This window comes from bacterium (assembly GCA_030704665.1).
GTDB lineage: Bacteria > Patescibacteriota > Microgenomatia > Woykebacterales > RBG-16-39-9b > JAUYID01.
In genome coordinates this window covers 442,873-469,512 of record JAUYID010000009.1, presented here as the reverse complement: position 1 = coordinate 469,512, position 26,640 = coordinate 442,873, and the positions used below count along the sequence as shown (strand labels likewise).

Below are 26,640 nucleotides of genomic sequence, written 5' to 3'. Positions count from 1 at the left end.
AAATTGAAAGATGAAGAAGTGGTTCTTTTTTACCGGAGCCGCGGTTTTGGCTCTTGCAGCTTTTATCAACTACGCGCTGGTAACCGCCTGTTCAGCTCCTTTTGTTCCAGCTGGAAACCCGGCCCTAGTATCCTGTTCACCACTTCTGAAAACGACTTTTTTCCTCTTTACTTTTGCTTCAGCAGCCCTTTTTCTCGCCTTTATCATTTCTCATGATGAGGAGCTAGAAGCCCACCACCGCAAGAAAACCAAACATCATGAGTGATTATATCGTTGGCTCACGCAAACCCAAAGTGGGGGAGAAAGTTCTTGTAGTTCAGAAGAAAGACTACGGCAGTGGAGAACTTACCAGTGGAACCGTCAAAGATGTCCTGACCAGCAAAGAAGTCCATCCTCGAGGCCATAAAGTCAGACTCACTTCAGGAATTATTGGCCGTGTCCAGCAGTTCTCAGACCAAATCAGCTCAGAAACCGAAGTAGAACCAACTGCCCAAACACCAAAACCCTACACGCCAAGTCCCGATGATTTAGTTTAAACTTTGGTTATCTCGTTCTGAAAAGGTTGCTAACTTTGACAAGTACCCTCAACTATGTATATAATTCCCTTATTATAAATAAGTTTTACTCCGCTCTAGCAAATCTCCAAGTTTTCCCTTGTGTAGTGAAAGTTAGATAGTTGGTAGTAAAGTGTGAAAGGAGCCATAATAGTGGCTAAAAGATTATTCGTCGGTAGCTTACCTTATACCGTTACCGATCAACAACTCGCTGAGATTTTCTCAGCTGCTGGCACAGTCGAGTCAGCAAACGTTATCATGGACAAGTTCTCTGGCCGAAGCAAAGGTTTCGGTTTTGTAGAAATGTCTAGCGATGAGGAAGCTACCAAAGCTGTCTCTGAGCTTAATGGTAAAGAAGTTGATGGCCGAGCCATCGTCGTTAACGAGGCTAGACCTCGTGAAGAACGACCAAGCCGATAAGGCTTGGACCTGCCCAACTGCCCAGAATTGATTTAAATGACTGATACAATCAGCAATCCATGTATTCGTTGTGGAAAAGAACGGGTGCGCGGGAAAGAAAAAACTCTCATCATGAATACTGTCAACACCGTACGCTATGTCTACGTGTGTCCTGACAAAGATTGTCAAAAAATTGTCGAAGAAGAACTGGCTGCAAAAGCTGCAAAAAAACTTCTCCTCCAAACCAAAAAAGCCCCAAGAGCAGTTAGTTAAAAGTTTCATGATTGTCATCCTCGTGTAGATGAGGATCTAGATTCTCAAGCAGGTCAAGAATGACATTTTGGCCAAAGAAAAACGAGCCTTTCAGCTCGCGTCTCTTCCTAAACCAACCATCAATTAAATGATTGTCTTAGGGAGTTGGAGGTTTTTAGATAACCTTTTTTAATTGAGTCGACGGGAAACCTCCAGTGGTAACCGTGACTACCTCTCTCTCGCGAGACAGGATTTTGAGGGCAAAAAAGGGGTCGGGCCTTGTCGTTACCTAAAACGGTCTCGCGCTTCGGCTTCCGAAAGTACATCGGTGATTGGAAGAATTCCATCTGCACGAACTATTCTGGTCAAACTGGCCGACGATGAACCAGAAACCGAGGTTAGTGTGAAGGACCCCATCAAAACAGGGGCTTGCTCTTCCAAAGCCGCAAACTTTTCCAGGGCTGCTTCGTTGAGCCTGACTGTTACTCGAGTAATGTCCAGATTGGCGAGTGTTTTTGCGAGAATAAAATGGTCACGCCCATCCCTTTTGGGTTTAACATGGTCAGTTATTCCCACCAGTCGAAGGACCTTACCATTTCGTACTTGGACCGAATAGGGAAGTGCTTCCCAAAGAAAGGTCCACAAATACCCAGGTTCACCCGGCATTAAATAGAGATCCATTCCCACTCCTTTCAGAAGCTAAAGCCCACGAACACATTTGGATCATGAAACTTCCTAAACCAACCAATTTCTTGATTGTCTTAGGATTCGGCAACATGATTCTGGAGATTTAACATGTTCTCCATTAATGCTGCCTGTTGATCGTTAAGCCAGTAGTTCCACTTCTTGTGGTTGGTCTTAACCTCTCCTTTTCTTGCTCCCGTTTTTCTCCATTGCTGAAGAGTGAGCACCAAAAACCCGGGAAAGTTTAGGATGCCTTTGTGTTTCTCTGATCTCTTACATATCTAGTTGAGAGGACAACAGGCTAGATGGCCTTCAAGAGTTCCTCGGCACGCTTTGAAAGCTCTGCCCAGTACTCATTGTTGGCCCGGCAATTCTGCAAGCTAGCAATGATGGCTTCACCGATCGCGTGGTTGAGGCTATGGAACCCGAAGATATCGATGGCTTGTTGCACACCGATCGGAATTTCCAAGTCCACAACCCGCAAGAGGAAGCGGCCATTGGCGGTCAAGTAGAGAGTCTTCCCCTCAGACTGACCTACCTGCAAGCCCTTACCAGACGCTGTCAGTTGCGACAAACCCCACTCTTTGAGATGGGTAATCACATCCACCAGCTGAAACGCCTCATTGAGAGGGTCTGTTTCACTGGCCGTGAGACCAGCGACCTTCTCCCCCATGAGGTCCCGCACTACGTGCGCACTTCTTGCTGGCATCTCTGCCAACTCCTTTCACTCACCAACGACCATTCAAGGCACTCACCAAGAGGCGAGAGCTGTGATCCGTCAGCGAGAAGAATTCTAGCACAAAAGTGCAATTCTATCAACCTATAGTATTGTTACTTTGGGATTTAACTTTTGAGCCAAGCTTCAGCTTCGGCGCGACTGGAGAAAAACTTAGCTACTTCCGGCATGGCAGCGGCCAGCATTGCTAGAACGTGTTTGTAAATACCGCCTTCGCCGGCGTAGAGAATCGCCATTTTTAGGCTCCGGGGAAAACCTTTGTCGATACGGCGGAAGGCCGCCTTGATTGTTGCCTCTTCATAGCCAGTTTGCGCCGAGAAATCAAGCAGGACGCGCGCGGCCGGGTCTTTCTCAAGCAATTGATCGAACTGCTCGGTAAGAGCGTCCATATCCTGAAAGGTAAAAAAATTGTCCACTTTATAAACCGTAAAATCCCGTGTTTCTTCAACTGAATAAGGCATAAACCAAGTTTAAAACTTCTCTTCGACAATGTAAATCTTTACTCTGAGTAATATAATGGTAGCGATCAAGGAGGCAGATCATGCTTGAAACGTTTCTTGCCGCCAACGAGGTCGCCAACTCAGGCACAATCTGGGTGCTGGGAGGCATCCTTGTCGCTCTCGGCCTGGGCGCAATCATTTCCGGACTGCGCAGAAGGTGAGAGAACTGACAATGGAACTACTTTCAGTCCTTCCAAATGACCTAACAGTTTGGGTCGTCGTACTGACCGTCCTCGTTGTGATGGCACTGGCGACGATTCTGTTCGACAGACGATAAGAAGGAGAGAACCGGTGTCGAAGATAGACAACAGTCATTACACCCGGACCCGCTGGATTCGCTGGATTGCTTTCTCGGCTCCAGTCTTCGCTCTCTTCGACTGGGCATTCTTGGCAAAGGTGAGATTCGATCCAGACACCAGCTTTGTCCTCGCCTGGGTGATTTCCGTCCTTGTTGGCGTGGTCGCCTTGGTTGTCGCTTGGAATCTTCCCGAAAGGGACTACCTCTCTGACAGAGAAAAGGGCATAAACGACGACACCACGGCCCTTACTTTGTGTTTCGGAGCACTCTTTTTCGTCCTAGAGCTGTTGCTCCTAGTTGGAGTTTGGTCTCTGTAAGTAAAGGAGAAGGCAAATGACCACTCTCTCAAATATAACCTTGAGAGCCGTTCTAGCCAGCACCGTCGCTCTCGTTCTCGGTGCTTGGGCGCTGGCCATCATATCGGCTGATCTAAGGGTAGACAACCTTGGGTTCGTCGCCGAAGTCAGCCTCATCCTCACTGCGGTCGTGGTTGGGATTGGCGCAACCTACGCACTCGAGGCAGTATTGCGCAAAACAGACAACGCCAAGATCTACCGCAGAACCAATGAGACCACGGTAGGCCTTTTGCTGCTCTGTGCTCTCTTCGACGCCTTCGCAGTCGTGCTGCTCTTCTTTGTGACAAGCAGTGCTGCCGCGATCAGATGTTTCGTCTGAAGAGAGAAGACTCCCGCCGCCAAAAATCGTTCACCTCACCGGTAAACGAGGCGGCGGGAGAAACAACCTTTTAAACTCTCGTCCGCTTTCCTGTAACAACTCACCCACAATCTCGTCAATACTTTATAGCTGCAGAAACAAGGGTTGCAGGACGCGCTACAATAGCTCTATGCTCTTCAACCGAAATAAGACCGAGCATTCTGTCGAGAACTTGGTTGCAGCTGCCCAAAATGGGAGAACAGAAGCCTTCGGAAAACTTTATGACAATTTTGTGGACCAGATCTACCGCTTTACTTATTTCAAAGTGGGAGATCGGAAAACCGCCGAAGATCTGACCCAAACTATTTTTCTCAAGGCTTTTGAGAAACTTGGCACGTTCAAAAAAAAGTCTAGCTTTGTCTCTTGGCTTTTTGCCATTGCGCGCAACTTGATCATCGACCACTACCGCAACAAGGATCGCCTCACTGAATCGACCTTGTTTGAGGACTTCGAAGGTCTCGACCACACCGAGGACTTTGAAAACAAGGACTTACTGAAAGCAACTTTGGTCGAAATCAACAAACTTCCAGAAGAAGAACGACAAGTTCTTGTTCTCAGCAATATCGAAGATTACAGTTTCAAAGAAATTGGCAAGATTTTGGGCCGGTCCGAGGGCTCTCTAAGAATCCTTAAGTTTCGGGCCCTAAAAAAACTGAAAAAAGCCCTTAATTTATGAAAGTAGAAAGTTTAGAAAAAATCGAAGAGCGACTTTTGAAATTCAAAGGTTTACAACCAAACCCAGCGTGGAAGTCTGGTTTGCGTACGATCATCTCTTCTCGTTTCGAAAAAGAAGACTATATTTACCCACGCTTTCACTGGAGTTTCCGCTTGAGCTTGGTGGGAAGTTTCGTCCTTACTTTGCTTCTGACAACTGCTTATTTTTCCGCTCAATCTTTGCCGGGAGACAGTCTCTATCACATGAAACGTAGCTATGAAGACCTCGCTTTGCGTTCTTCTGATAGTCAAGGCAAAGTCCAGCTCGAACAGAACCTTACTTCCAAACGTATCGAAGAGCTGAAAAAAACAGTTGTAGTCAAAAATACGGCTGTTGGCGCGGCTCTGACCGAAGTAAAAAAATCAGTTTCCAAAGTCAGTACTGAGTTGGCTAGCGCGAAAAGTAAGTCCAAGGACGATCCTGAAATTGCTTCAGCTCTAAAAAAACTACCGTCTTCTCTGACGCAAAACCAAAAAGACCTCACCACTATTCAGGCGTCCCTACGACCCGAAGACCAAAAAGAAGTGGTCAGTATCATCAATTCCTTGGAGCAACTCAAGGTTGAAATCCGCCAAACGATCAGCCAAGAGCCGGAAACTCCTCAGGGAAACAACTCTCCAGATACTTTAAATCCAAACTAAGAATTAAACCAGAAAAAAATCTTTGTAACAGAATTAAGCCCGAGCCGTCTAATCAAATAACAAGCAAGGGGGTGACTTTTTACAAAGATGTTCAAGAAAATTTTAGTCAGTACTGCCTTGTTGGTTTTTCTTCCAACTGGGGCTTACGCAGCAACTCCTGCGCTGAGCTTTGCTCCTGGCCCCTTACCAATTCCAGAACCCCTGCCTTTACCTCTGCCACAGCCAATTCTGCTGCCTCGTCCATGTCTTTTTGCCCCTCTACCTCAAGTAGAAGACTACCTAGCAAAACCGTCTAGTCCAGTGACAATCACCGGACAGAGTCGACAACAAGCCTTTGGCAAAGGGACAATCTTTTCTAGCTTGAACAACGCTACCGTCAGCCTCAAAGGAAAGGGGATTGTTCTAATCAAGAAAGGAAGCAAACAGATCATCTCGAAGAAGGGCTTCCGGGAAGCCCACACCAACCGAGGCTGGAGAATCTTCAAAGGGGCCGGGGAGCTTTCAGTTTCTAGTAATTCCCTTCAAATCAAATTTATTGGCACGGGCAAAGTAAATCTGAGCGGGTCTGGAACAACTACTTATTCAGGTTATTGGAAAATTACTCTTTGGCGAATTTGGTACCCAATCTGTGGCGTTTTCGAAGAGAGACTTGAAGCTCCAACTATTCTGAAGAACTAAAAAAGGATGGGGCCGGGCCGGCCCCTTTCTTTTCTTATCTGTTTTTAAGCTGATGGTGAAAAACTTCTCTCCACAAAAGGTAGACATAGTAAAAAGTGCTCACCAAAACAGCGGCGACCAAAACCCAAAGCAGATAAGAAGCAAAGCTCAAAGGGTCAGCAAAAACCCCACTCAAGGCTCCCCAATTGACAAAGGCCACTAAAATTTGCAAAAGAAAGCTCACTAGCAAAATTTGCTTTCTAATTATCTGGTAAAGCGTGTCCAAATAATCTTGGTGGAGAACAGCCAAAATCAAACTTTCGGGAAATCGACTCAAGTGCGGTCGAGAAATCAGCGCCAAAGAAACTATAAAAATGAGAAGACCCAGAGTGGGCAGCAAGAAAAGATCCTGCCAAACTTTATTTGTATCAACACCTAAAAAATAAAAGTAAGAAAAAAGGAAATTACTGACCACCAAAACCAAAGTAACTTTGAGATAAATCTTGAAGCGTGTGGCAGGCCAGAGCATGGACAGAAGCATTTGTTTTCATTTTAACCTGTTTGCTTGCCATTGACAAGAAAGAAAGGAGGAGAGGATAATCATTTTGAAAGCCTGTCTCGGGCAGCAAACCACCTTGAAAGGAGGGGGGACATGATTGGCTCACAAAGACTTGGTTTGGCGGCTGTGCTTCCCTTCCTCTGGCAGGAAGGCAGAGCTCTGACTGAAATTGCACTGCTAGCTTTGTTTGAGCAGTCTTATCGCCGGCAACTTTCCGAGAAGGGGTCTGCGGTTCTGCTCATTCCTGACCTGCACTGTTCGGACTCATCCTTGCAACTGCTCTGGTGGGATCTGAGTGTACGTGGTTTCCGGGTTTATTTCTCGGATTTTCCAGTCAACCAGGACAACGGACCGACAGAGTTGTCCTTGCTACGCAGACGGGTCAGAGAACTCTCAACCAAGCTTGGCGAGAAACTCAACCTTCTCTGCCACAACCAAGCCGCGCTGCTGGGAGAGGAGCTGAGGCGACAAGAACCGCGCTGGGTTGAGAAAGTTGTGGTCCTTGGAGCCTTCAAGGCTGAGAAGCCGGAAAAACCTGCACGAAGAAAGCCAAAAATGCGTCTCGTGCGGCAACTTGAAGAGGTACCCTCTCTGATCGGTCAGAGCACTATGCCTCTCGTCCCATCGACCAGAGCTGGTTTAGACAGTCTGGCCACAGCCGGATTTTGAATAGAAAAAGTCAGGGGAGAGACAACGAACGCCTGGGGATAAAGGCCATTCAACGAAGCTTGAATGACCCGAAAACCCAGGCGTTGTCGTGGAATTTTTTAGCTTTAAGCTTTCTTGGAAAAGGTTTTTTTGTAAACTACTGAAGCCGCCATTAGCACAAGGCCAGCAGCGATCAAACCCCACCCAGCCACTAAAAGAGCTGGCAAAGATAAATCTTCGACAATTCCTGTCTTTGGCAAAGTTGTTGCCGAGAGTACAGTTCCTTTTTCAGTTCTGGGAGTTTTTGGCTCTGTCTTTGGTTCTGGCTTGGGATCAGAAGTGGTTTTTGGTTCAGGCTTGTCCTTTGCTTTTTCAGTGCAAGCTTTGTTTTCCTTTTTATCTTCTTTGTTTTCTTTATCTTTCTTTGCTTTGTGACCGCACCAACCCTCATTGTCGTCTTCACGATCGCTGTCATTACCACAACCGTTGTTGCCGTCACGATCATCGTTTATTCCACCACTGTAGCCTGGTTTATCAAAACCGAGGTTGGAACGGTCCGGACCTTTGCCGTTGTCGTCTGGATCAGACTGGGCCTTCCCTTGGTTCCAAGAGCGGGTTTCACTTTTTTCAATTTTTGAATAGGAGAAATGTCTACCACTGTGTCTGCTGCTAGCCAGAGCAGAGGTGGAGTTCAGAAATGCAAAAGCAATAACTAATAGACCTATAATGAGTATCTTTCTCATGTTGGTTGATTATTATACTAGTCCTATAGTTTATTGTCAAGAACACTATATTTTCCTTCTTCTGCTATAATCTTTCTTATCGTTCGGGCGAGAGAGCTAGATTGGTTAGATTGAGTCCTGGCCAACGAAAACTGACTTGCTTGAAGGAAGGAGAGAACTGGTTGAGAGCATCAGGGAAGTCCGCGCTGGAAGGGGCAGCTCTAAGCGCCTGGTCATTCCAGCCAGAGTAAGCAGCCCAACTCTGAAGGTAAGCTTCCTGAGAACGGTGGTGCGGAAACCTGCTAACCAGGTAGGAACCAACCCCACTGTGCCAAAAGACCGTAGAAAGAAGTTGCTTTCTTCGCGATTGCAGCACTGGGCAAGCTCTAGACACTACGGTTCGTTCTCTCCGGGCGACAGCCCCATCAGAACCTGTCGCCTTCACCCTTTTTTACTTCCTTTTTCTTTAAATTAGCTTTTCTGTGCTAAAATCCCTTCTAACAAGTTCATAGTACCTCCAAAAGAGGTTTGCAAAAGGAGCAGGGATCATGTGTCTTGAAGTCGAGAGTTTGAACGTTCAGGCAGGAGATCGACGGCGCAAGATCAAAACGGACACTGACAAGGATCGAGCCGAAGTCGCCGAGCTGATCGAAAAGAAGCGTCGTGACGGAGCGGTAATCTTCATCTCTGTCAACGGTGACGACTTCAAAGTCGAAGGCTACGATCAGGCTGAAGACGAGCTCATCGTGCGCAAGAACAGCTTCAAGCGTGGTGGGCGCCAGACTTTCAACGTCCCGGCCAACGGCGCCTCGATCAAGATCGTCCCGCCGAATGCCGGAGGGTGAAAAATGCCTCCCACGACCCAAGAGTTCTTGAGAGCGTTTGATGAGTTTGTCCAGCGGCAAGTGCAAAGGCAAGCGCTGGAAGGTCCAGACGGCTACGGAACACCGCGCCGAATCAGAGGCTACCAGATTGTGGGACACGCCAAAGGACGGCTAAAGAATGTCTTCGACATCAACGCACATCCTGGAGTGATCGGGGGTCAGGAAGACGACGTTCAAAGCCGGAACTTCAACTACGGGGCGATGAGTGTTCGATTCTGGAATGAGTTTTTCGCACGCTGGATGGCTCTCAAGGAGGAGAACAACCTCTGGCTCTGGATCAACACTTGGTTCCCCAAACCAGGGGTCATGGTTGTGGTCTACAAAGGTGCCGGGGAAAAGTACGTGCATTTCGTTCTCCATCGCTGGGATCGCAGCTATGAGCTGTTGATGAGAACCAACAAGGTTGTCCTCAAGACCGCCAGTGTTGCCGCCGAGAAAAAAGCGCGCAAAGAGCTTCTCACCCGCCTGAATCGAGAGCAACGACGGCAGCTTACCTTGACCAACTCTTTTGTCGAAATCGGCAAAAGCGCGGTTCGCTACCTGGTACGCCACGGTCGCCCCACCGTTGCTTACCGAGAAGAAAAGGTCGAGCCCGGTGTCGAAAAGACTGAGTTCCTGGCTGGTCTGTGTCTGCATCCCTTTGGGTACTACCGTCGCACTTACGCTGGCATCATGGTGCCCTCAGACGAAATGCTCGCGCACCTGTTGCTGATCCGGAGCGGGGAACACGGTTTCTGGCGCCGAGCTGAACAACACCCAATCGATTCTGCCACCGCCGGCTTTTGAACTTCTGGCATCTCACCAAACGGAGGAGGGGAGAGAGATGCCACAATTTTTAATTTCAGCCTTCTTGACAAAGCAAACTAAATAATTATAATCCAAACCGTGGAAACAGCGACGGGGCGAGCGAAACTGGCTCAAACTGTGGACAAGTCACGAGAGTGGCTTAAGTAAGGTTCGAATCCTTACCGTTGGTCTTGGTGAGGCATCTGCTTGAGGCGTAGAATAGGTGGGAGACGATGAAGCGGGCTGCTCGGGCAACGCAGAGTCGATAAGTGAAATACCACTACCTTGCAGATGAGCAAGAGCTCCTGAAGCGGTACCGGCTGCTTAGTCTCACAGGATTCCATACGGGAGACGGATTGCTGTAAACCAGGCCGTCTCCCGACCACCCCTTTCTTCTCAATTGTTTCTCTTTGTAAAAAGTCGTAAAATGCCAATCAATCAAGCTAGCACCTTAACTTTTTCCTGGAGGAAACCTATGCTTCCGATCAGTCAAGACGAACAAGAACACTGCCATGTCGTTCTTGAGGCAGCCTTTCCCTTTCTCGAAGTCACGGTTCGATCACCCCTTTACCCAAGAGAGAAACTTGGACAAGGCCTGACCATAGTGGGTAGAGAACCAACCATCGCAACCCTGATGCCCCACCTGCGCTTACTGCGCAACCAAGGTCAGGGCGACTACGTCTGGGACACTGTCCGTCGAGACGAAGCTCATCCAGAACAAATCGAGATGCACCTCGAAAACCAAGGGTTCCCTGTAATACCTCGGCTCGTTCTCATTGAGACTTTTTTCAGACGAGACGTCATTCGCTTCGCCAATCTCTGTCTCTCCCGTCAGGCGGTCATGAAAGTGACGCGCCCCAGTGGAGAAGTGCTGAAAATCAATGTTGACCTTCCAGTTCCCGAACGTGAAAACGGCCGGATTTTGGTTGGGCAACTCGCACCCTAAAGCCGACGAAAGGAGTTCGCAATGTTCCTTCGACCTTTCATCGCCACCCTGGTTCTCTATATCGGAGTGGCTAGCGTTGCACTTCTTGTGCACTTTACCTAAGGGGGTTTGGTGCATACTCACCGCTCAACAACCTGGCGAATGATCTTCGCAGTTTTGCTCCTGAGTTGTCTCGTAGGAATTGAGGTTTACGGGTTTGCGAACTCTAGCAATCTCGTCCTTCTCACCCAACTGGCTGATGTGATCTCGGACTTGTCCTTCTATTTGCTCGTTCTGCTCGTTGCTGCCTTCTCCTGGTACCGCGATAGCAAGGGCAGAGTCCACACTCATGGCCATCCGGAGGAGCAACTGGCCGGAGCCTTCAGCCTTGGCTTACTTGCGCTCGGAGTTGGAATCAGCTCAATTATCTGCCTAGAGCAGCTCAAGGACCCCGAAAAAGCAACTGGCTTTCTAGGTTGGTTCGCACCGATGCTAGGTCTGGGGTTCTACCTCCTCATCTTTGCTCTAGTAAAGAACGAGGACCAAAACCCAAGCAAAAGGATCCTTGAGGCCCACTTGATCGGGGACCTGGCCACCGCAATCTTGGTTCTTGGCCTTTCGCTTCTTGTCATTGTCAGCGGCTCGGAAATACTCAACCCGGCTGCTGCACTCTTGGCAGTGGCTGTCTTCATCGGCATTTTCGTCTGGAAGCTTCTCGAGTTTCTCGACGAATCTTCTGGTCAAAACCGACCACACCAAGGACGGATGAGAAAAATTAAGAGGTCTGCACGAACTGACTTCCGTCCCGAAGACGAATGGAAGATCCTCTACCTGGCTCTCTACAGCGGAAAGCCTGACCAACAAGTACGGCACATCGGCAACCGCATCGACTGAAAGGAGTCCGAGGGTGATGAAAACCCTGCTCCAAGCCCTGCTCATCATTGGCAGTGTCTGGTACGTCATCGGCAAATTCTGGGGAGACCCGCCCTTCAGGCCTTCGGGACCAAGTCCCAATCCGAAAAGGAAATCTCCAACGGAAACGGCCGCCGAACCAGGTGCTGCTAACACTGTCTGGCAGCCAGAACAGCATCTCTGACAAGGAGGTCGAGTTGAAAATCTGGAAAGTCATTTGTATCGCCCTAGTCCTCGGCCTTTTCTGGCCCTTCGAGAGAAAGAAACCGAAACCCGAGTCGCCTAGAGATGAGCACGAAAGGCTTCTCCACCGTGGCAAGCTCATTGCGACGCAATTAGGGAACCGTTCGGCTCTCCACCGCGAAATGTGGAGACTAGGAGAAGTGGAATGACCAATCTCCTCCTCGTAATAACGACTATCAGTGGTTGGCTCAGGGGAACTTGGCTCTTCCACTACCTCTACCCAAAACAAGAGCGTCCGACCCGACCAGGACCGAAGGGTGGGAGCAGACTCCGCTTGATAGTGAACACCCACACAGAGAGGGAAGAAAGGAGACTGGCAGCGTGATCAAAGCACTAGCACTAGTGATCGGTGCAGCAATTGGCGTGACCATCGTCATCATTGCTCTGGAGGACGACCGCCGGCGCTACCCAATCGACCGGGATGAGGAGAGCTGAAAATGAAGAAGTTCCTGCTAGGAGCTGTGATTGGAGCTCTTGCCATCTTCGTGATCTGGTTCATCTGTGAAGATCCAAACTAAGGGAACAGATGCCCAGACATTGGCTTGGAGGCTGTCTTGAAGAAACTACTCATCGGCTCGCTCTTTGTGCTCGCTTTGGTCGGTCTGTGGCTCATGATCGAAGGCCTCGACCCAAACAGCAATTACAACGAGTATCCGTAGTGGAAGTAGGAGGAGACCAACAGGCGTTCTGAGTACGGAAGCAATTCCCTCAGAACGCCTTTCGGTTTCTAGGCAGCTAAATTCTTTTCTATTTTTATTCCAATAGTTCGGGCTAGATCGGCCCGCTTCCAAGCATCATCGAGTTCTTGAGGGGCATGCACGTTCGTCCGCAAAGGCTCGGGAATAAGATCCTTTTCCCAAGTGTATCTCCTGATTGGCTTCGTCTGGTTCATATCACCAGTCCAGTACTCCTCAGTCTCTTGTTTTCTTGGTAGAGTAATCTCATAGTCAACTTTGTTCGGATCATCCGGTAGGTAAAAAACGAGTTTAACAGTTTCACCAGCATTGGCTACTTGAACACGCCTGCCATCGACGGCGAATTCCTCAACCATTTTCACTTCAGTAATTTTCCGATTTCCCGCTTCGTCATAAACCATTGTGTTCAGAGTATCGGGAGAAAAAACCAATGCAAAAGAAGGGGCTTCTGCCGCCACTGGCTGAGCATCTGTTGAATCAGCTTGCTCTATTATTTCACTCAAACTTTTGATATTGCCAACCTTGTGGAAAGCTAGGTAATTTAGCTGATTCTCGGGATTGTGGTTGAGTATCATGGTCTGATCATCAAAGACGCGAACAAAATCCAGTCCTTTGGGAGTTGCTCTCAACACAGTAGCGTCACTATCCATATAGCCTTGGAAATAACCTCTTTGAGAGTTTGGTGCTACATCTGCTTTGTAAATAGCCGCATAACCTTTGTTAATATGCATAGTGCTTTGGGTAAAAAATTTAATAGGTTCATCAGACTCATCATCTTTAAGATAACGGAAATAACGCCTTGCCACCTCTCCGTTGCTACCCCTTTGAGCAAAGAACAAATTAGCTGTGTCTTTTTCTTCTTCGTCTGAAAAGTAAAAGGGGTGATCTTTTCTAGTTAGCTCTGTCTTGATATAGTCTTCAAAAGCTTTTTGGGCTTCAGGAGGAACGACTCGATCCGGGGACTTTCTTTTTTCCTCATCTTCAGTTTTTGGAGCAGGGGAGGGGATACCAACAATTTCTTCAGGGGTTACTGGGTTTTCGCCTGGTTCGCCGATTGGGAACATATTAGTTTTAACCTGTCATTCCCGACCTGATCGGTAATCTAGTTGAGGATGACGAATTCATCATTCAAGACCGAATTCTTTGAGATCAACTTTCATCGGGCCTTTTTCGAAAAACTCATTGACCGCTTCTAGAACCTGAGAGGGTAGGACACGGGCCTTAAGAAGGTAACCCTGCGCACCAATTTCTAGAGCTTGTTTGATGATTGAACCCTGGCCAAGATTGGTAAGCAAATAAACAGGAATGTCCTTGGCCGCAGATCCTTCAGTTCTGATTTCCTTGAGAACATCAATCCCGGTTTTCTTCGGAAGCATGATATCGAGCAAAATCAGCTCTGGCTTTTCGGACTCGGCCTTATCAATTCCGAGTTGGCCGTCTTCGGCCGGGATGACATCGTAGCCACCTTTAACGAGCTCGCGCATGTAAATATCTTTGACAAACACATCGTCTTCAATCAAAAGGATTTTTCTTGACATTAATTTGCTCCTTTTTTAATCATAGCTACCATGTTGCTAAGTGTCCAGTAGTCTCATTAACCGTCCTCCTTGTCATCCTGAGTGCAACGAAGGATCTCAAGAGATTCTTCGGCTTCGCCTCAGAATGACAGAATTATTATCGGAATGTGATTAAGAATCTTTGTCCGCCCTGTCTATCTTTTTCTTGCGTGAGTAGTTGGAAACCACAGCAATTGAGCCGTTGGGAATGATGTGCTGGGCTTCCTCTTTGTCTCGCAGCCAAACTGTGCGCAGGGTCACTTTCTCAACTACACCACGTTTGTCGTTAACCGAAATTTCATCTCCTTCATCGAACTGGTCTTCGGCGAGCAAAAAGAAGCCGGAAATGACGTCTTTGATCAAAGTCTGAGCACCAAAGCCCACCGCCAAGCCAATGATCGAAGCCGAAGCAAGGATTGGAGCTAAAGAAATTCCAAACTGCGAAAGAATCTCAATCAGCAAAAAGGCGATGATGATAGTTGAAAGGGTGTTTTTGATGATCGAGGAAAGAGTCCGCAGTCTTTTACCTCTGGGTGTGCCGATTGTGACTGCGTTTACCAAACTTTTGTTGAGGAGCTGAACCAAGATCCAGAGAAAGACCGCAACTACAAAATAAACAAGGATGTTGAGAGTTCTTTGGTCAAAGTTGAAAGGGTCGCCAACCATTTGCTAAATCTTAACAGAGCTGGTGACTGACAAGCAAGAATCTTGCTTTAACAACAAGTTTTTACTATGCTTTGAAATGCATGGACGAAGAACAGCCCAATTCAAGTCTACCAACCGAACCTCATCCCGGCATTTTTTCACCGCAAATCATTGAAATGGTTTCTCCCGAGAAAAAGCACGTTCACTGGGGAGCCGTCTTGATTGGACTCGTTTTCCTTTTTACCCTGGGAGTTTTTAGTTTTGGAGGGGGTATTCTAGTTTCAAGTCTAGTTCCAAACCTCGGCCAAGCGACAACTAAGAAAGCTCTAGTCGCCACCTCCTCAGCAACACCAGAGGACTGGCAAACTTTTGCAGACAAGGCTAGCAAGTATCAAATTGGCTACCCGAAGGATTGGAAAGCAACTGCTCATGAAAGAACTGCTCCCGCCGGAGTTCGCCTCGAAAAGGGAGTGGATTCGGTCGAGCTCTGGCTCAAATTTGATCAGAGGCTGGAGCTTTCAACGGAACAAAAAGAAGGTTTAAAAAAACAGGAGACGACAAATTTGGAAATCAAGGGTCAGCCGGCTATTTTGACAACTTATGAGTACAAGGCGGGAAACTTCTTGAACATCATCGTCCTGCCCGCGACAGAAAAAACCGTCCAAGTTACTTTTTGGGTTTCAGCTGATGACAGCGAAGCTCGCGATCTGACCACCAAAATCGTTAATTCTTTTGAATTTAAATAAAAAATACAACACAAAGATGCAAATTGGTTTAAGTTCGGGGAAAATAGGAGGGTGGGGCCGCGGATCTTCCAAGGAGGTGTGCTTCAAATCCAGAGACTGACCTTTGGCCCCAAGAAGCAAGTACACGTCGACCACTTGATGCGCAGCGCGTGTAGGTTTGCTTTTGTTTTTGCCCCTTCAGGTTCACCGACAAGCTAGCCTCCCTCCCGCCCGGGAATAAGGAGCTGCGTGGTTAATTTTGGAACAAGGGGCGTGTCGTGGGAGACTCCGCATCTGGTACCAAAATCCCGTCCGGGGCAGTGTTGATTATACGCCGACCATTTCTTCAAACAACAAACAAGCACCTCTTGAATTGTAGGCAAGAACACTTCTATAATCCCTTTTGCCAATGACAAAAAAATCTACCATTTACACCAAAGCCGGAGACAAAGGACAAACCTCCTTGCTTGGCGGTGAAAGAGTCAAAAAAAACCATCCTCGCGTGCGCGCTTACGGCAGTGTCGATGAGCTCAGCGCAGCTCTTGGTCTCGCTACTAGTTTTGCCAAAAATCCTGAGATTGCAAAAATTTTAATGAAAATCCAAAACGAACTCTTTAACATTGGGGCTGAGCTTTCTAGTCCCAAAAAAATGAAGAATTCTGCTTCTGGCGGTTATTTTGAGTTGAAGGCGGAGAAACTAACTGAGTTGGAGGTTTGTATTGATAGCTTTGACGCAAGTCTTCCCCCGCTGCATACATTTATACTGCCTGGCGGTACCCCCTCTGCTTCTTGTCTCCATCTTGCTCGCACCATCTGTCGGCGAGCAGAAAGAGAAGTCTCTAGCCTTTCTGAAAGTGTCAGTATTAACCCAATTTTAGTTGCTTATTTAAATCGCCTTTCTGATCTTCTTTTTGTTCTGGCTCGAGCCGAAAACCATGGTCAAGATATTGCCTGGAAGAAAAAGTAACCTTGCCCTCTGGGTTTTAATTATTTTAACTTCTACTGCTCTAGCGGTTTTCTTTTTCGTTTTTAAAAAAACTGCCACCGCTCCCATGCTGAGCCCAAATAGCGATTCTTCTAGTTCGGCTAAAGTCGCCACCAAGGCAGAGCCAAAACCACCTGATTTAACTTTGGAAAACATTTTTGCGGGGCAACCTGTTTCTTTGTCTGATCTTGACCAAAGTAAAATTGTTACCCTGATTGCCACTGGTGATGTCATTCCGGCACGCGGGGCCAACTATCCACCGGTTAAATCAGGCAATTTTCACTACAACTGGGAAAAGACCCGCGCTTTTCTCAAAGCAGGGGACATCACTTTGATCAACCTTGAAGCGCCAATCATCAAAGGTTGTCCTTTGATCAGTACTGGTTTTACTTTCTGCGGTGACAGCCGCCATATACAAGGAATAGTCTGGGCCGGGGTCGATGTTGCTAGCCTAGCCAACAACCACATTGGCAATTTTGGCTCCGAAGGTATCAGCGAAACGATTGAAATTTTAGAAAGGGCCAAGGTTGAGTATTCCGGCTTTGGGCACCTGGGAAGAAAGAAAGTCAAAGGAGTCAGCTTTGGTTTCCTTGCCTACAACGGCATCGGGGTCAAAATTGATCGAGCTGCCCTGGCCTCTGAAATAAAAAAAGCCAAACCAAAAGTTGATATCCTAGTCGTCTCCGTTCATTGGGGCAAAGAGTATGAGTCTCTACCCATGACAGATGGCAACATTGCCCCAGATGACCCAGTTGAGCTGGGACACCTGATGATTGATTCCGGCGCTGACCTAGTGGTCGGCAACCACCCCCATTGGGTTCAGGGAGTGGAAATTTACCAACCGAAAGGTTTGCCCAGCGCAAGCGCTAAAGGCAAGCTCATCACCTATGCTCATGGCAATTTTATTTTTGACCAAACCTGGTCAGCAGAAACCCAAGAAGGGGTAGTGGGAACTTATTCCTTTTATAAGGGTGAGCTAGTTCGTGTTCACTACACTCCGATCAAGGTTGGCATCAAATACCAGCCCTTTTTTGCCACTGGTAAAACTGCTACTAAAATCCTCAAACAGATGGTGGACTCTTCGAAAAAACTAGCCAAATAGCCTTCCGATTCTTTAGCCTTGTCGTTTTGAACTCCAGCTTTGTCACTTTTAGCAGGGCGAAGAGTCTCAAGTTCATATTCCGCTAGAACCTCAGAGATCCTTCGTTAACACTCAGGATGACAATAGTAGGTTCTTGCTTCGCAACCTATTGTATAATGTCCTCAACTGGAGAGAAATCCAACTCAAGTTCGAAAGGAGTCGGTCCTCGTGTTGGACACAATACTCGAAACCGAGAACCTGAGCGGGCTGGTAATATCTGTGATTGGGGTCATCAGCGCCGCTCTGATCATCGGCTGGGTGGTGAGCTACCTTAACTACAAAGGAAACCGCCTCGCCCTGACCATCGGCCTGGCTCTTGGTTTGCCAGCCTCGATCGAGCTCTGCTGGATCTGGCCCACACTGGGAAACTAGCTTAAAGAATCGAGGTAAAAGGATGCCCTTTCCTGAAACCAAGCAGACGATCCCGGCTTTTGAACTCAAAGCGGGGGATCAAATCGTTGACCGTCTCGATGGAAGCACTCGAGAGGTTCTCACGGTTGAGAAAAGGACCGACAGCGTCAGCGTTGAACTACCGGTTCTGGGACAAGTTGACTTTGACCCTACCCAGAAGGTCGACGTCATCCGAGAGTAACCCGCTTGAACTAGTCGAAGGAGGCAGTAGCATGGGCGAGGACTATGATGACCTCATCGACCGGGACAACAGTGATGAGGTTCTCTGGGACGAACTCGAAGAAACGCTGGTCCTTGACTCTGGTTTGGGACCATGCGGTAGCTGCAGGGAAGAACCTGCTGTGCAAGAGCTTGATCTTTGTCCAGTTTGCGGCTCTGTCCTAATTCCTGCTGTTGCTGTTTGCAGCTCCTGCGAAAATAACTCTAGCACCTACTGCCGCAAGTGTGAAAGGCAAACGCTTATCCGAATGTGGGAGACCCCACTAGCAGTTGCTAGAGCTGGTCAGCAAGATCAAGGAGGGAACATGCAACCATACTGGATCGATCACGCCCCCGACGGGTCCGCGCCCGGACTGGGAAGAATCGTTTTTTCTCACGTCCACGGTGACGGGAGCAAACATCCCACTGAGGTGAGAACTCCGACTGGAAGTTGGGTGAGCATACCTGGTCAATTCGACCCAAATCTCTTGGTGCGCTGTCTCGAGTGTGGAGCAAACCTCCAACGGGAAGACCAGATCAAGTACCAGTGATCAACCAAGAAATCCTGGGGAGAAAACGAGGATGCTCAACGCTCTTGGACTAACAATCTTGGTGATCAGTTTGATGGTAGCCTCGAGTTGTCTCTGCCTGGCTACCAAGTTCAACGAGGAGGGAAGACTCAAAGGATCAGTAGTTTCGCTGGTCCTCATGCTCTGCTTTGGAGCAATTGCCTCCGGCGGTCTCTTGCTCACAAGGATCGGCTAACGACGGGAAAGGTGGATCAAGATGTATAATTGACTACTGGAAGGTCAGTTCAGGAAAGAGAGGATTTTCATGGTAGCTTACATGCCGTTGTTCTTGGTTCTGGTCGTCTTCGGTGCATCGTTCGTGCCAATCAAGAACCAGCTGATCCGCTTCTGGCTCATCTGGGGGAGCCTGGCTCTTGCTACCAGCGTCATCGCAATCTGGCTATGGCTCGTTGACACTGCCATGGATCACGGCCGGTACGAGCAGCCGACAGACCTACCCTTTTACTGGCTGGGCGGCTTGACCCTCATGATCATCATGACGGTAAGTCTCGGTAGAGGTGTTCGTTTCTTCAGTCAACACACTGAGAAGGGATTGGGGACGAGCACTACCACCTGAACCAAACCGCTTGTGACAGGAAGAGAGATCCGGTTTTCCACCCCCTGGAAGACCGTTTCCCAAAGGAAGTCTTTTTAATTTTAAGGTTTCTTTTGGACAAGCAACTAGCTTATTAATCGTCATTCTCAGCTTGAAGATTGTAATCAAGCGCAGAGTGTGTAGCGCTCTACTGAGAATCTAGATCCTCGATTTCTCGAGGGTGACAGAGGAAGGCTAGTTTTTTGTTGCCTCGTAAGTGTCCACCCGACGGGTGGACACTTTTCATTCCTTGACCATATCTTTGAATTCTTTATACTTGGCTAACCATTTACTCAAAAATTTCTAAGACAAGTACAGTCTTTTCGCAAACTTTCGCAAGCCTAAAACCCTCTAATTTTGCTTCTCTTTGATTTCGGGAGCGAAAAGTTTATACAGCTTCGTTATCTTCGGATCGATGATGACTCGACAGTAGGGCTGCTCAGGATTTTTGGCGTAGTAGTCCAAGTGGTAATCCTCAGCTTTGAAGAATTTTTCAAAGGCGACAACCTCAGTGACAAGGGGTTTAGAATAGATCTTCTCTTTCTCAATTTGTTTTTTTATTTTCTCCGCCGCTGTTTTTTGCCTTTCATCGTGATAAAAAATCACCGAGCGGTATTGAGTCCCAACATCGTTACCTTGTTGGTTGAGAGTAGTGGGATCGTGAAGTTTGAAAAAAACTTCAAGCAGTTTCTCGTAGGTGATAACCTTCGGATCGAATTCTATCTGGATTGCCTCAGCGTGCCCGCTCCTGCCTTCAGATACATTATAGTAGGTGGGCCGGCCCACGCTACCACCAGAATAGCCCGGAATAATTTTTTCCACTCCTTTGAGCCTTTTGAAAATAGCCTCGGTGCACCAAAAACACCCGCCTGCCAGAGTTGCAGTTTCCATAGATTCCAATTATCCCCCAAACCTGACCCAACTTCAAGCAAAGAGACAGACTATAGAAGGTCCTTAGTTAGCCAAGTTAATACAAGCCAAGAAGCAGCTTTAGTTGTGTAACTACGCAAGCCACAAAGTGGCTTATAGTCTTTACTTTATTTTAAATTTGTGCTAAAATTGTGGCTAGAAAACTCGCACTTTGAAAAACTCCTCTCTTGAGGTAATTGTCTATTTTTCATAAAAAGTAGGTAGCTACCTCAAGTTGAGGAAATCAACCAACGAATAGTCAAGGAGTGAAGTGATGACTTAGCAACGCCAACCTTTTTGCTCTCTTTCTAAAAGAATCGAGAGGCAACCGAGCAACCCTGCTCGACAAGAATGGCTCGCCGACAAAATGGCGCGCAAGTCCAGCCAAATCTGGACCAGGCAGGGTGGGTCTTCCCGAAAGGGGACTCTGCTTGTGTTGACAAACGAAACCTAGAAGAAAGCAGTGTAGAAAGGGTGTGCACGTGCTAGGACGCACTGATTTACCCATTGCAGCTCACCGCCACAAGATCATCGAGGCGGTGAAAAACAATCAGGTGGTCATCATCGTCGGCGAAACCGGCAGCGGTAAGACCACTCAAACTCCACTCTACTTGGTGGGGGACGGCTTCACCAAAATCGGAGTCACCCAACCCCGTCGTCTGGCCGCTACTTCAGTAGCCGAATATGTCGCCGGACAGCTGGGAACCCGAGTCGGTGAAGATGTCGGCTACAAGATTCGCTTCGACGACCGCACCGCAGAGGGAACCCTGGTCAAATTCATGACCGACGGCATCCTTCTTCAAGAGGCCCGCAACGACCCAAACTTCAGCGCCTACAACGTCTTGGTGCTGGACGAATGTCATGAGCGCAGTCTCAACACCGACTTCTGTCTCGGCCTAGTCAAAAGGGCCTTGGTAGTACGTCCAGAGCTGCGCGTCGTCGTCATGTCGGCGACCATCGATGCGGAAAAGTTTTCGGACTTTTTCAACAGGGCACCCGTTCTCAACGTCGAGGGTCGTATGTATGAGGTCTCGGTCAATTACATTGATCAAAGCTTCAGCAGCAACGCCCGCGACAAGTTCGGCTACGAGTTTCTACCCGAAGGCCTGGCCGCGCTCAAGGTGGCGGAAATCCACCGCTCGGGCAAAGCCGGGGACATCCTCGTCTTCATGACGAGCAAGGCTCAGATCAACCGAGTCATCGAGTTGATTGGTCGATTGGAACTTTCCGGGCTAGTGTGTCTTCCAGCTCATGGTGAGATGTCAGTGGAGGAACAACGGCGCATTTTGGAACCGGCGAATGTCCGCAAGGTCATCGTCGCGACCAACGTGGCCGAAACCTCAATCACCATTGATGGCGTCGTCTACGTCCTCGATTCTGGTCTGATCAACCAGACCAACTTCGATCCAATCACTGGTATCGGCTCGCTCAAGCCGCGCAAGCACAGCAAAGCTGGGCTGGCGCAACGAGCTGGCCGAGCTGGACGGACGCAACCGGGAGTGTGTTGGCGACTCTTTCGCGAGGAAGAATTTGACTACCAACGACCCGACTTTACCGAGCCAGAGATCCAAAGGACGGATCTCTCTGGAGTCGTCTTGCGGATGCTCGGTCTGAGAATCACGCGGCCGGAGGATTTCGAGTTCGTCGACAACCCAAGTTGGGAAAACATCCAGCACGCACTGGAGGCTTTGACCGACTTCGAGGCGATCACCTCGGAAAGGACGCTTACCGAAATCGGGGAGCGCCTGCTCGATCTTCCTTTGGAACCGCGTATCGGCCGCATGATTTTGGCAGCGGAGGACTACGGTTGTGTCGAGGAAATCGTCACCATTGCCGCCGCCCTTTCCGCCAAAGAAATCTTCTTCCGTCCCCAAGACGATAAGAAGTACGAGGCGAAAGAGTCCCAAAGAAAGTTCCTTCACCCGCGCAGCGATCTGCTCACCCGTCTCAACGCCATCTACTGGTACGAACGGGAAGGGCGCAATCGGCAAGTGGCGGAAGCAAACTTCCTCAACAGCCGATCACTGGACGAGATCATCAACATCCGTGACCAGTTGCTGGAGGTCATCGACCGCAGCCCAATCCAATTCAGCCGCCTCGGTTTTCTCGAAAACCGCGACCGCACTGACGAAGAAAGGGCAGTTGCCGACAAAATCTGCAAGGCGATCGCCGCTGGACTGATCCAGAACATCGCCAAGGCAGACTGGAACTACGCTTACCGCATGGCCAAGCGTGGCAGTGTCTTCATTCACCCCGGCAGCGTCCTCTTCCACTTCGGACCAAACCTTCTGGTTTGCGAAAATGTGGTTGAGTCCATCGGCAAGCGGGGAGCAAAGACCTACGCCCGCAACAACACAGCGATCAAGCCGGACTGGATTGTTGAGATCGCTCCGCACATGATTCGCGCTAAGTCTGAGGGCGACCCTTACTGGTCGGCTCAGCATCAGGCCTACGTGGTGACGGAAAGTCTCTATTTCCGCGGCACGGCGATCACGAGTCGCGAAGCTCGAGCGCAAGGACCAGAGGTGGTCGCACGCTTTGCTCGCGATCTGGCCGGTTACCAAAACCTCCACCCTTGTCAAGAGCACAACCGTATCATTCTCAGGGAGCTGGAGCTGATCAACCGCCGTAGTGGAGGAGTAATTTCGACTCCCCTCCCCACCCGACTCGAGACTTTCTATCTTGAAGCTCTCGGAGAAGCAACCAGTGTGGCAGAAACCGAGGACAAAGAGCTCTTTCTGCGAGTCTCCGACTTCGTCGGGGAGCAAGCTTTAACACGTTGGGGCAGCATCTGTCTCGACCCAAGATCTCCTCTGTGGGATCCGAGCCGAGCAGAGAAAGCTGTCCCTATCGTCGAAAAGCTTCGACAGCGGATCCGAGAACTCAAGGACGAACACCTCGAGATTGAGAGGGAACTGCGTACTGACTGGGAAAGCTGGAACGCTTCCCAAACGGAAATAACGCGCACCCGCTCCCAACTTATTCACCTCGAGATTCAGCTGAACGAGACTTTCTTTGAGAAGGAGATCTTTGAAAGTCTCGAGGCGATCGAGGGCAAGCTCCAGAACTATGCTCACCTCAAAGAGCGTAGGGCCACACGCCGTACTGAAGAAGCTCGACGGGAAGACGAAGCGAGAGAAAAGGCCCGGCGAGCAAGCGAAGAAGCCCTAGCCGAGCGCCGAGTGCAAGAAGCAGCGGAGAAGGAGTGGGAGACCTATCTAGCCAACAAAACCCGCCTCGAGGAAGAGTACCGCTCCTACCACGAGTTCGGCCTCTGGTGCTTCAAGCTCGACTTGAAGGGCAACCCTCTTGCCTTCCAAAGAGACAGTGCGACCTACCACTTCGATACGGACAACTTCCTGGCAATTCCGGACGGAGTTTCCGATTATTGGGGTTGTGTCTCGCAAGAGTACACGATCTCTGATCGACCTCACCGGAAAGTCGCCATCCTACTCGAAGTCATGGAAGAACCAGATCACCTACAGGTGACCTCGGCCAAATAGAGAGACAAAAGAGGAAAACGCGCACCTCATTCCAAAAGCGCGGAGCCCGATCGATCAAGTTGCAACGTGAGCAACCACTGATCATCGGGCTTTTTCATGGCAAAATTTAAGCTTTTTTAAATATCCACATTGTTTGCGATCTCGCAGTATAATCTTTTTAATCAACGGTAGTTAGAAGGAGAGGAAGGATCATGGTTTTAGCAACCAAGCTGAACCGGGGAATGGGTGGGGATACAAACATCACCCCGACCGGAGAAGTCGGCAAGGCTCTTCAACAACGGATGGCCAAACTTCCGGACTGGCCCTGTCCAGTCGATAGAGGGAAACACGACTTGGCAATTCACGTCCGAGTCTTTTCTCTACCGCAGGCAGTCAGCGACTTACTGGCAGGTCTACGGATGTTTAGCGACCCGTTCAATGTATCCGACACCTACTGCAGGAAGTGCCGCATCATCTTCAACACGGAAGAAGCCGAAGATCCGGTGATCGGGACGCTCAAGCGTTTCAGTAAGGCCGGTAAACGCAGTCGGCCCAAGTGCTGAGAAGGAGAAGTGGATCGCAAGGAGGATAGCGGGAGAGGGATCCTTCCGTTCGTCTTAGGGTGGTTGTGTTCGCAGACGCCTCACGGTGACCCTACCTATGAGCAAAAGTGACCGCAAGGTTCTGCACTGACACGCTGCCACAACCACCCGCCGTCTCCTCCGTTCCTGTCATCGCGGAGTTAACCGCAGTCGGGCACCTTTCGAGGTAACCTGAACTTAGCTGGTATCAGGAGCGGAGAGACAAACTGGGGTTGCCACCAAGAATCATTTCTCAAGGCGGCAACCTCACCCTCACCTTCTTTTATTACCTAGAAACCCAAGTTGTCATCCTGAACACTTCGACTCTGTCACTCTGAACGAAGTGAAGAGTCTCAAGTGCAGGCTCCGTGAAAGATCTCTTTTAGATTCTTCGCTAAGCGCTCAGAATGACATTTACCTCCAGTTCCGTTATTATTTACCCAAATGATTATTTGTCCTTTTTGTAGTCCAGAAACCCAAAGCCGGACTTTGAAAGAAGGGGAATTCTCCTACGTGATTTTCAGCAACCCCCGCGTCGCTCCCGGACACCTCCTGGTCATCCCCAAGAGACACATTGAAAAACTCATTGAACTTTCGGAAAAAGAGAAAAGTGAGATTCTAGACTTTTTGTCTCTCTTTCAAGAGAGAATTCTTGATAAATTGGCAAGTGGGACTGAGATACGTCAAAATTTTAAACCTTACATGGCCGAAAGCCGCATCCACGTCAACCACCTTCACTTTCATATCATTCCCAGAGAACTCGGAGATGAGATTTATGAGAAAATCGACAAGCACCGCACACCCCTCTATTTAGATCTACCGAAAGAAGAAAGGGAAAGGCTTTTTAAAATCCTCAACGACTAAACCCGTACTTAAATTAAAGGGAGGGGGAAGGGTGATCAGGGACCACCCTTGTGGGAACGAGGACTGCGCACAATTCCTGAAGGACTGGACACTGGCGTGATGTACCTGATGCCTACCTTAGCGAAGGTGCGTCCTCTTTCCTTGCAGAGCTTCTTTGCATATTGTTTGGCTCTACGAAGAATCTTGCCTGCAGCTAAAACCTCGGGAACTGGTTTTGGAAGAGCCGCTCTCACCAAGCTCCCGTCTTCCTCGGAGAAAACCTCAATGCCTACGTTCAGGTAGACCTTCGGCTTGCGCTGGACACGGATCTTTCTTCCCGCTACCCGAGAGACTGCCTTGCGGGCTTTCTTCCCAACAGGCTTTTTCGTCGCGGTCTTGACCATGGTTCTTCTTCTCCTTCTTTCAGCTCCGCACCGCGAGTGCTTTCACTTGCTCGTAGAGATCACCTGGATCAGCCGGATGGGCAACAAAACGAAAGCCTGACGCGAAACGGCGCAGACTTGACTCAGTACGTTTGTTGGTGAAAAAGAGGATCACCTCGACCTTCTCTTTCCAAAAAGAGAGGAGTTTCAACTGACCGATCAGTTCTGGATCAACCCAAGTTGCCCTCACAAGCACATCGCCATGAATGATGAGCGCGTCCATCTCAGCACAGAGCTTTGGGTCTTTGAGAATCGTCTCCAAGCCCTTTCTTTCCATCGCTGGATTGACGTGAATGCTTTCATCAGCAGCCAATCTTTCGATGAACCGTCTTGCACCTCGTCCCTGGGTCACAATCCACACGTTCACTGCTTTCTTCCTTTCTCACTCTTCGTTGCTCTCATTATAACTCTTGTTTGCTAGCTCGACGTATAATACTCCTAACTGAAACGGGAGTAGTATCATCGGAAGAAACTATGGAGGTGATCTCTTGAAAAGGCTTTTGGCCCGAGCAGCAAAAGTCTATCTCGCTCTGTCAGCTCTGGGAGGTATGGGCCTGACTATCCACCTCCTTATCTTTCGCCCAGAAAAGGTAGGGGAGCTAATGAGGCCTGACAAGCATGGTCCGGCCATACCTACGCCTCTAGCCATACCCACCATCTTCTTTGGTAGTTCAATGGCAGCGGCACTAACACCCTTCGCTCTCATTTATTGTGTCGTCTCAAGGGGACTGAGACAACCAACACAACTTGAAGGGCTAAAGGAGTACGTTCTTGAACAAGCTCGGTTGAGCTTTTCCATGAAGGTTGGAGACCGAATCAAGTTTGTCGGAGGCACTGGTGAGTATCACCTGGTTGCACGTGCCACGATCCGGGAACTGTCTCCAAACGGGCTTGTCAAAGTCCGCCTCGATGAGATCCACGAGCAAGGAAATCGGTCCTTGTACCGAGTCGGCCGAACAATACTGGCGCAACGCCATGAGATCCGTACGCTTGAGCGATCCTTGAGCACAACACCGTCAGGCAACGACTGACT

General features: G+C 48.9%; 38 protein-coding genes and 1 pseudogene. 28 read left to right on the top strand and 11 right to left on the bottom strand.

The genetic code is table 11. The features are described 5' to 3' along the window. Positions 1 to 10 precede the first annotated feature (10 nt). From Q8P13_02765 to Q8P13_02750, 4 genes and pseudogenes are all read left to right on the top strand, one after another. Entirely contained in the window at positions 11 to 265 is a 255-nt protein-coding gene (locus Q8P13_02765; protein MDP2671363.1) for a hypothetical protein, read from the top strand. Continuing rightward, a pseudogene (locus Q8P13_02760) lies at positions 258 to 446 on the top strand (YwbE family protein). Before Q8P13_02765 ends, Q8P13_02760 begins: the two are co-directional and overlap by 8 nt. Positions 447 to 707: 261 nt before the next feature. Next, positions 708 to 974: an RNA-binding protein gene (locus tag Q8P13_02755; GenBank protein ID MDP2671362.1), complete on the top strand. Its 267-nt coding sequence runs from the start codon at positions 708 to 710 to the stop codon at positions 972 to 974. 36 nt (positions 975 to 1,010) lie between these two features. Continuing rightward, positions 1,011 to 1,226 carry a hypothetical protein gene (locus Q8P13_02750; GenBank protein ID MDP2671361.1) on the top strand — a complete coding sequence of 72 codons (216 nt, stop codon included), beginning with the start codon at positions 1,011 to 1,013 and terminating at the stop codon, positions 1,224 to 1,226. Positions 1,227 to 1,490: 264 nt separating this feature from the next. Here Q8P13_02750 and Q8P13_02745 read toward each other — a convergent pair whose 3' ends face one another. From Q8P13_02745 to Q8P13_02735, 3 genes are all read right to left on the bottom strand, one after another. Next, complete coding sequence (locus Q8P13_02745; GenBank protein ID MDP2671360.1) at positions 1,491 to 1,886, bottom strand: hypothetical protein; 396 nt, start codon at positions 1,884 to 1,886, stop codon at positions 1,491 to 1,493. Positions 1,887 to 2,190: 304 nt separating this feature from the next. After that, positions 2,191 to 2,574, bottom strand: a complete 384-nt coding sequence (locus Q8P13_02740; protein ID MDP2671359.1) for a hypothetical protein — start codon at positions 2,572 to 2,574, stop codon at positions 2,191 to 2,193. 158 nt (positions 2,575 to 2,732) lie between these two features. Then, positions 2,733 to 3,086 (bottom strand): STAS/SEC14 domain-containing protein, encoded by a 354-nt coding sequence (locus tag Q8P13_02735; GenBank protein MDP2671358.1) that lies wholly within the window; start codon positions 3,084 to 3,086, stop codon positions 2,733 to 2,735. A gap of 330 nt (positions 3,087 to 3,416) precedes the next feature. Between Q8P13_02735 and Q8P13_02730 the strand changes: the two genes are divergently transcribed. From Q8P13_02730 to Q8P13_02710, 5 genes are all read left to right on the top strand, one after another. Then, entirely contained in the window at positions 3,417 to 3,740 is a 324-nt protein-coding gene (locus Q8P13_02730; GenBank protein MDP2671357.1) for a hypothetical protein, read from the top strand. 16 nt (positions 3,741 to 3,756) lie between these two features. Beyond that, entirely contained in the window at positions 3,757 to 4,098 is a 342-nt protein-coding gene (locus Q8P13_02725; protein ID MDP2671356.1) for a hypothetical protein, read from the top strand. A gap of 169 nt (positions 4,099 to 4,267) precedes the next feature. Then, positions 4,268 to 4,813, top strand: a complete 546-nt coding sequence (locus Q8P13_02720; protein MDP2671355.1) for an RNA polymerase sigma factor — start codon at positions 4,268 to 4,270, stop codon at positions 4,811 to 4,813. Then, the gene (locus Q8P13_02715) at positions 4,810 to 5,493 is read left to right on the top strand and encodes a DUF5667 domain-containing protein (protein MDP2671354.1); all 684 of its coding nucleotides are present in this window, start codon (positions 4,810 to 4,812) and stop codon (positions 5,491 to 5,493) included. Before Q8P13_02720 ends, Q8P13_02715 begins: the two co-directional genes overlap by 4 nt. 87 nt (positions 5,494 to 5,580) lie before the next feature. Further along, a complete protein-coding gene (locus Q8P13_02710) occupies positions 5,581 to 6,171 on the top strand; it encodes a hypothetical protein (GenBank protein MDP2671353.1) in 591 nt (196 codons plus the stop codon). 34 nt (positions 6,172 to 6,205) lie between these two features. Here the strand turns inward: Q8P13_02710 and Q8P13_02705 are convergent, their stop codons facing one another. Continuing rightward, complete coding sequence (locus tag Q8P13_02705) at positions 6,206 to 6,691, bottom strand: hypothetical protein (GenBank protein MDP2671352.1); 486 nt, start codon at positions 6,689 to 6,691, stop codon at positions 6,206 to 6,208. Between the two features lie 111 nt (positions 6,692 to 6,802). Here Q8P13_02705 and Q8P13_02700 point away from each other — a divergent pair, with 111 nt between their 5' ends. Beyond that, a complete protein-coding gene (locus tag Q8P13_02700) occupies positions 6,803 to 7,378 on the top strand; it encodes a hypothetical protein (GenBank protein ID MDP2671351.1) in 576 nt (191 codons plus the stop codon). A gap of 104 nt (positions 7,379 to 7,482) precedes the next feature. On the opposite strand, the gene Q8P13_02695 is transcribed toward Q8P13_02700, so the two are convergent. After that, positions 7,483 to 8,100 (bottom strand): hypothetical protein, encoded by a 618-nt coding sequence (locus tag Q8P13_02695; protein ID MDP2671350.1) that lies wholly within the window; start codon positions 8,098 to 8,100, stop codon positions 7,483 to 7,485. A gap of 527 nt (positions 8,101 to 8,627) precedes the next feature. Between Q8P13_02695 and Q8P13_02690 the strand changes: the two genes are divergently transcribed. The 6 genes from Q8P13_02690 to Q8P13_02665 all read left to right on the top strand — a co-directional run bounded on the left by Q8P13_02690 (position 8,628) and on the right by Q8P13_02665 (position 12,264). After that, positions 8,628 to 8,924 (top strand): hypothetical protein, encoded by a 297-nt coding sequence (locus tag Q8P13_02690; GenBank protein MDP2671349.1) that lies wholly within the window; start codon positions 8,628 to 8,630, stop codon positions 8,922 to 8,924. Positions 8,925 to 8,927: 3 nt separating this feature from the next. Then, the gene (locus Q8P13_02685; GenBank protein ID MDP2671348.1) at positions 8,928 to 9,749 is read left to right on the top strand and encodes a hypothetical protein; all 822 of its coding nucleotides are present in this window, start codon (positions 8,928 to 8,930) and stop codon (positions 9,747 to 9,749) included. Between the two features lie 427 nt (positions 9,750 to 10,176). Continuing rightward, a complete protein-coding gene (locus tag Q8P13_02680) occupies positions 10,177 to 10,695 on the top strand; it encodes a hypothetical protein (protein MDP2671347.1) in 519 nt (172 codons plus the stop codon). A gap of 111 nt (positions 10,696 to 10,806) precedes the next feature. Beyond that, positions 10,807 to 11,568 carry a hypothetical protein gene (locus Q8P13_02675; GenBank protein MDP2671346.1) on the top strand — a complete coding sequence of 254 codons (762 nt, stop codon included), beginning with the start codon at positions 10,807 to 10,809 and terminating at the stop codon, positions 11,566 to 11,568. Positions 11,569 to 11,584: 16 nt separating this feature from the next. After that, on the top strand, positions 11,585 to 11,770 hold the full coding sequence (locus Q8P13_02670) for a hypothetical protein (GenBank protein ID MDP2671345.1): 186 nt from the start codon (positions 11,585 to 11,587) through the stop codon (positions 11,768 to 11,770). Positions 11,771 to 12,012: 242 nt separating this feature from the next. Continuing rightward, positions 12,013 to 12,264 carry a hypothetical protein gene (locus tag Q8P13_02665; protein ID MDP2671344.1) on the top strand — a complete coding sequence of 84 codons (252 nt, stop codon included), beginning with the start codon at positions 12,013 to 12,015 and terminating at the stop codon, positions 12,262 to 12,264. Positions 12,265 to 12,556: 292 nt separating this feature from the next. Here the strand turns inward: Q8P13_02665 and Q8P13_02660 are convergent, their stop codons facing one another. The 3 genes from Q8P13_02660 to Q8P13_02650 form a co-directional block, all read right to left on the bottom strand. After that, on the bottom strand, positions 12,557 to 13,588 hold the full coding sequence (locus Q8P13_02660; GenBank protein MDP2671343.1) for a hypothetical protein: 1,032 nt from the start codon (positions 13,586 to 13,588) through the stop codon (positions 12,557 to 12,559). A 60-nt stretch (positions 13,589 to 13,648) separates the two neighbouring features. Continuing rightward, on the bottom strand, positions 13,649 to 14,062 hold the full coding sequence (locus tag Q8P13_02655; GenBank protein MDP2671342.1) for a response regulator: 414 nt from the start codon (positions 14,060 to 14,062) through the stop codon (positions 13,649 to 13,651). A gap of 150 nt (positions 14,063 to 14,212) precedes the next feature. Beyond that, positions 14,213 to 14,746: a mechanosensitive ion channel gene (locus Q8P13_02650; GenBank protein MDP2671341.1), complete on the bottom strand. Its 534-nt coding sequence runs from the start codon at positions 14,744 to 14,746 to the stop codon at positions 14,213 to 14,215. 80 nt (positions 14,747 to 14,826) lie between these two features. Between Q8P13_02650 and Q8P13_02645 the strand changes: the two genes are divergently transcribed. The 8 genes from Q8P13_02645 to Q8P13_02610 all read left to right on the top strand — a co-directional run bounded on the left by Q8P13_02645 (position 14,827) and on the right by Q8P13_02610 (position 19,331). Continuing rightward, the gene (locus tag Q8P13_02645; GenBank protein ID MDP2671340.1) at positions 14,827 to 15,471 is read left to right on the top strand and encodes a hypothetical protein; all 645 of its coding nucleotides are present in this window, start codon (positions 14,827 to 14,829) and stop codon (positions 15,469 to 15,471) included. A gap of 388 nt (positions 15,472 to 15,859) precedes the next feature. Then, positions 15,860 to 16,417 (top strand): cob(I)yrinic acid a,c-diamide adenosyltransferase, encoded by a 558-nt coding sequence (locus Q8P13_02640; GenBank protein ID MDP2671339.1) that lies wholly within the window; start codon positions 15,860 to 15,862, stop codon positions 16,415 to 16,417. Then, positions 16,386 to 17,537 carry a CapA family protein gene (locus Q8P13_02635; GenBank protein MDP2671338.1) on the top strand — a complete coding sequence of 384 codons (1,152 nt, stop codon included), beginning with the start codon at positions 16,386 to 16,388 and terminating at the stop codon, positions 17,535 to 17,537. Before Q8P13_02640 ends, Q8P13_02635 begins: the two co-directional genes overlap by 32 nt. 207 nt (positions 17,538 to 17,744) lie before the next feature. Further along, positions 17,745 to 17,948 carry a hypothetical protein gene (locus tag Q8P13_02630; GenBank protein ID MDP2671337.1) on the top strand — a complete coding sequence of 68 codons (204 nt, stop codon included), beginning with the start codon at positions 17,745 to 17,747 and terminating at the stop codon, positions 17,946 to 17,948. Positions 17,949 to 17,970: 22 nt separating this feature from the next. Further along, a complete protein-coding gene (locus Q8P13_02625; GenBank protein ID MDP2671336.1) occupies positions 17,971 to 18,168 on the top strand; it encodes a hypothetical protein in 198 nt (65 codons plus the stop codon). A 31-nt stretch (positions 18,169 to 18,199) separates the two neighbouring features. Next, the gene (locus tag Q8P13_02620) at positions 18,200 to 18,736 is read left to right on the top strand and encodes a hypothetical protein (GenBank protein MDP2671335.1); all 537 of its coding nucleotides are present in this window, start codon (positions 18,200 to 18,202) and stop codon (positions 18,734 to 18,736) included. A 31-nt stretch (positions 18,737 to 18,767) separates the two neighbouring features. Beyond that, the gene (locus Q8P13_02615; GenBank protein ID MDP2671334.1) at positions 18,768 to 18,950 is read left to right on the top strand and encodes a hypothetical protein; all 183 of its coding nucleotides are present in this window, start codon (positions 18,768 to 18,770) and stop codon (positions 18,948 to 18,950) included. A gap of 123 nt (positions 18,951 to 19,073) precedes the next feature. Continuing rightward, the gene (locus Q8P13_02610; GenBank protein MDP2671333.1) at positions 19,074 to 19,331 is read left to right on the top strand and encodes a hypothetical protein; all 258 of its coding nucleotides are present in this window, start codon (positions 19,074 to 19,076) and stop codon (positions 19,329 to 19,331) included. 369 nt (positions 19,332 to 19,700) lie between these two features. On the opposite strand, the gene msrA is transcribed toward Q8P13_02610, so the two are convergent. Beyond that, positions 19,701 to 20,240 (bottom strand): peptide-methionine (S)-S-oxide reductase MsrA, encoded by a 540-nt coding sequence (gene msrA / locus Q8P13_02605; protein ID MDP2671332.1) that lies wholly within the window; start codon positions 20,238 to 20,240, stop codon positions 19,701 to 19,703. A gap of 500 nt (positions 20,241 to 20,740) precedes the next feature. Between msrA and Q8P13_02600 the strand changes: the two genes are divergently transcribed. The 3 genes from Q8P13_02600 to Q8P13_02590 all read left to right on the top strand — a co-directional run bounded on the left by Q8P13_02600 (position 20,741) and on the right by Q8P13_02590 (position 25,185). After that, a complete protein-coding gene (locus Q8P13_02600; protein ID MDP2671331.1) occupies positions 20,741 to 23,761 on the top strand; it encodes an oligonucleotide/oligosaccharide-binding fold domain-containing protein in 3,021 nt (1,006 codons plus the stop codon). 191 nt (positions 23,762 to 23,952) lie between these two features. Then, positions 23,953 to 24,303: a hypothetical protein gene (locus tag Q8P13_02595; protein MDP2671330.1), complete on the top strand. Its 351-nt coding sequence runs from the start codon at positions 23,953 to 23,955 to the stop codon at positions 24,301 to 24,303. A 462-nt stretch (positions 24,304 to 24,765) separates the two neighbouring features. Further along, positions 24,766 to 25,185 carry an HIT domain-containing protein gene (locus tag Q8P13_02590; protein MDP2671329.1) on the top strand — a complete coding sequence of 140 codons (420 nt, stop codon included), beginning with the start codon at positions 24,766 to 24,768 and terminating at the stop codon, positions 25,183 to 25,185. A 35-nt stretch (positions 25,186 to 25,220) separates the two neighbouring features. On the opposite strand, the gene Q8P13_02585 is transcribed toward Q8P13_02590, so the two are convergent. Together Q8P13_02585 and Q8P13_02580 are read right to left on the bottom strand one after the other, a co-directional pair. Next, positions 25,221 to 25,568, bottom strand: a complete 348-nt coding sequence (locus Q8P13_02585; GenBank protein MDP2671328.1) for a hypothetical protein — start codon at positions 25,566 to 25,568, stop codon at positions 25,221 to 25,223. A gap of 19 nt (positions 25,569 to 25,587) precedes the next feature. Continuing rightward, complete coding sequence (locus tag Q8P13_02580; protein MDP2671327.1) at positions 25,588 to 25,974, bottom strand: hypothetical protein; 387 nt, start codon at positions 25,972 to 25,974, stop codon at positions 25,588 to 25,590. 121 nt (positions 25,975 to 26,095) lie between these two features. Here Q8P13_02580 and Q8P13_02575 point away from each other — a divergent pair, with 121 nt between their 5' ends. Continuing rightward, positions 26,096 to 26,638 carry a hypothetical protein gene (locus Q8P13_02575; protein MDP2671326.1) on the top strand — a complete coding sequence of 181 codons (543 nt, stop codon included), beginning with the start codon at positions 26,096 to 26,098 and terminating at the stop codon, positions 26,636 to 26,638. Positions 26,639 to 26,640 lie beyond the last annotated feature (2 nt).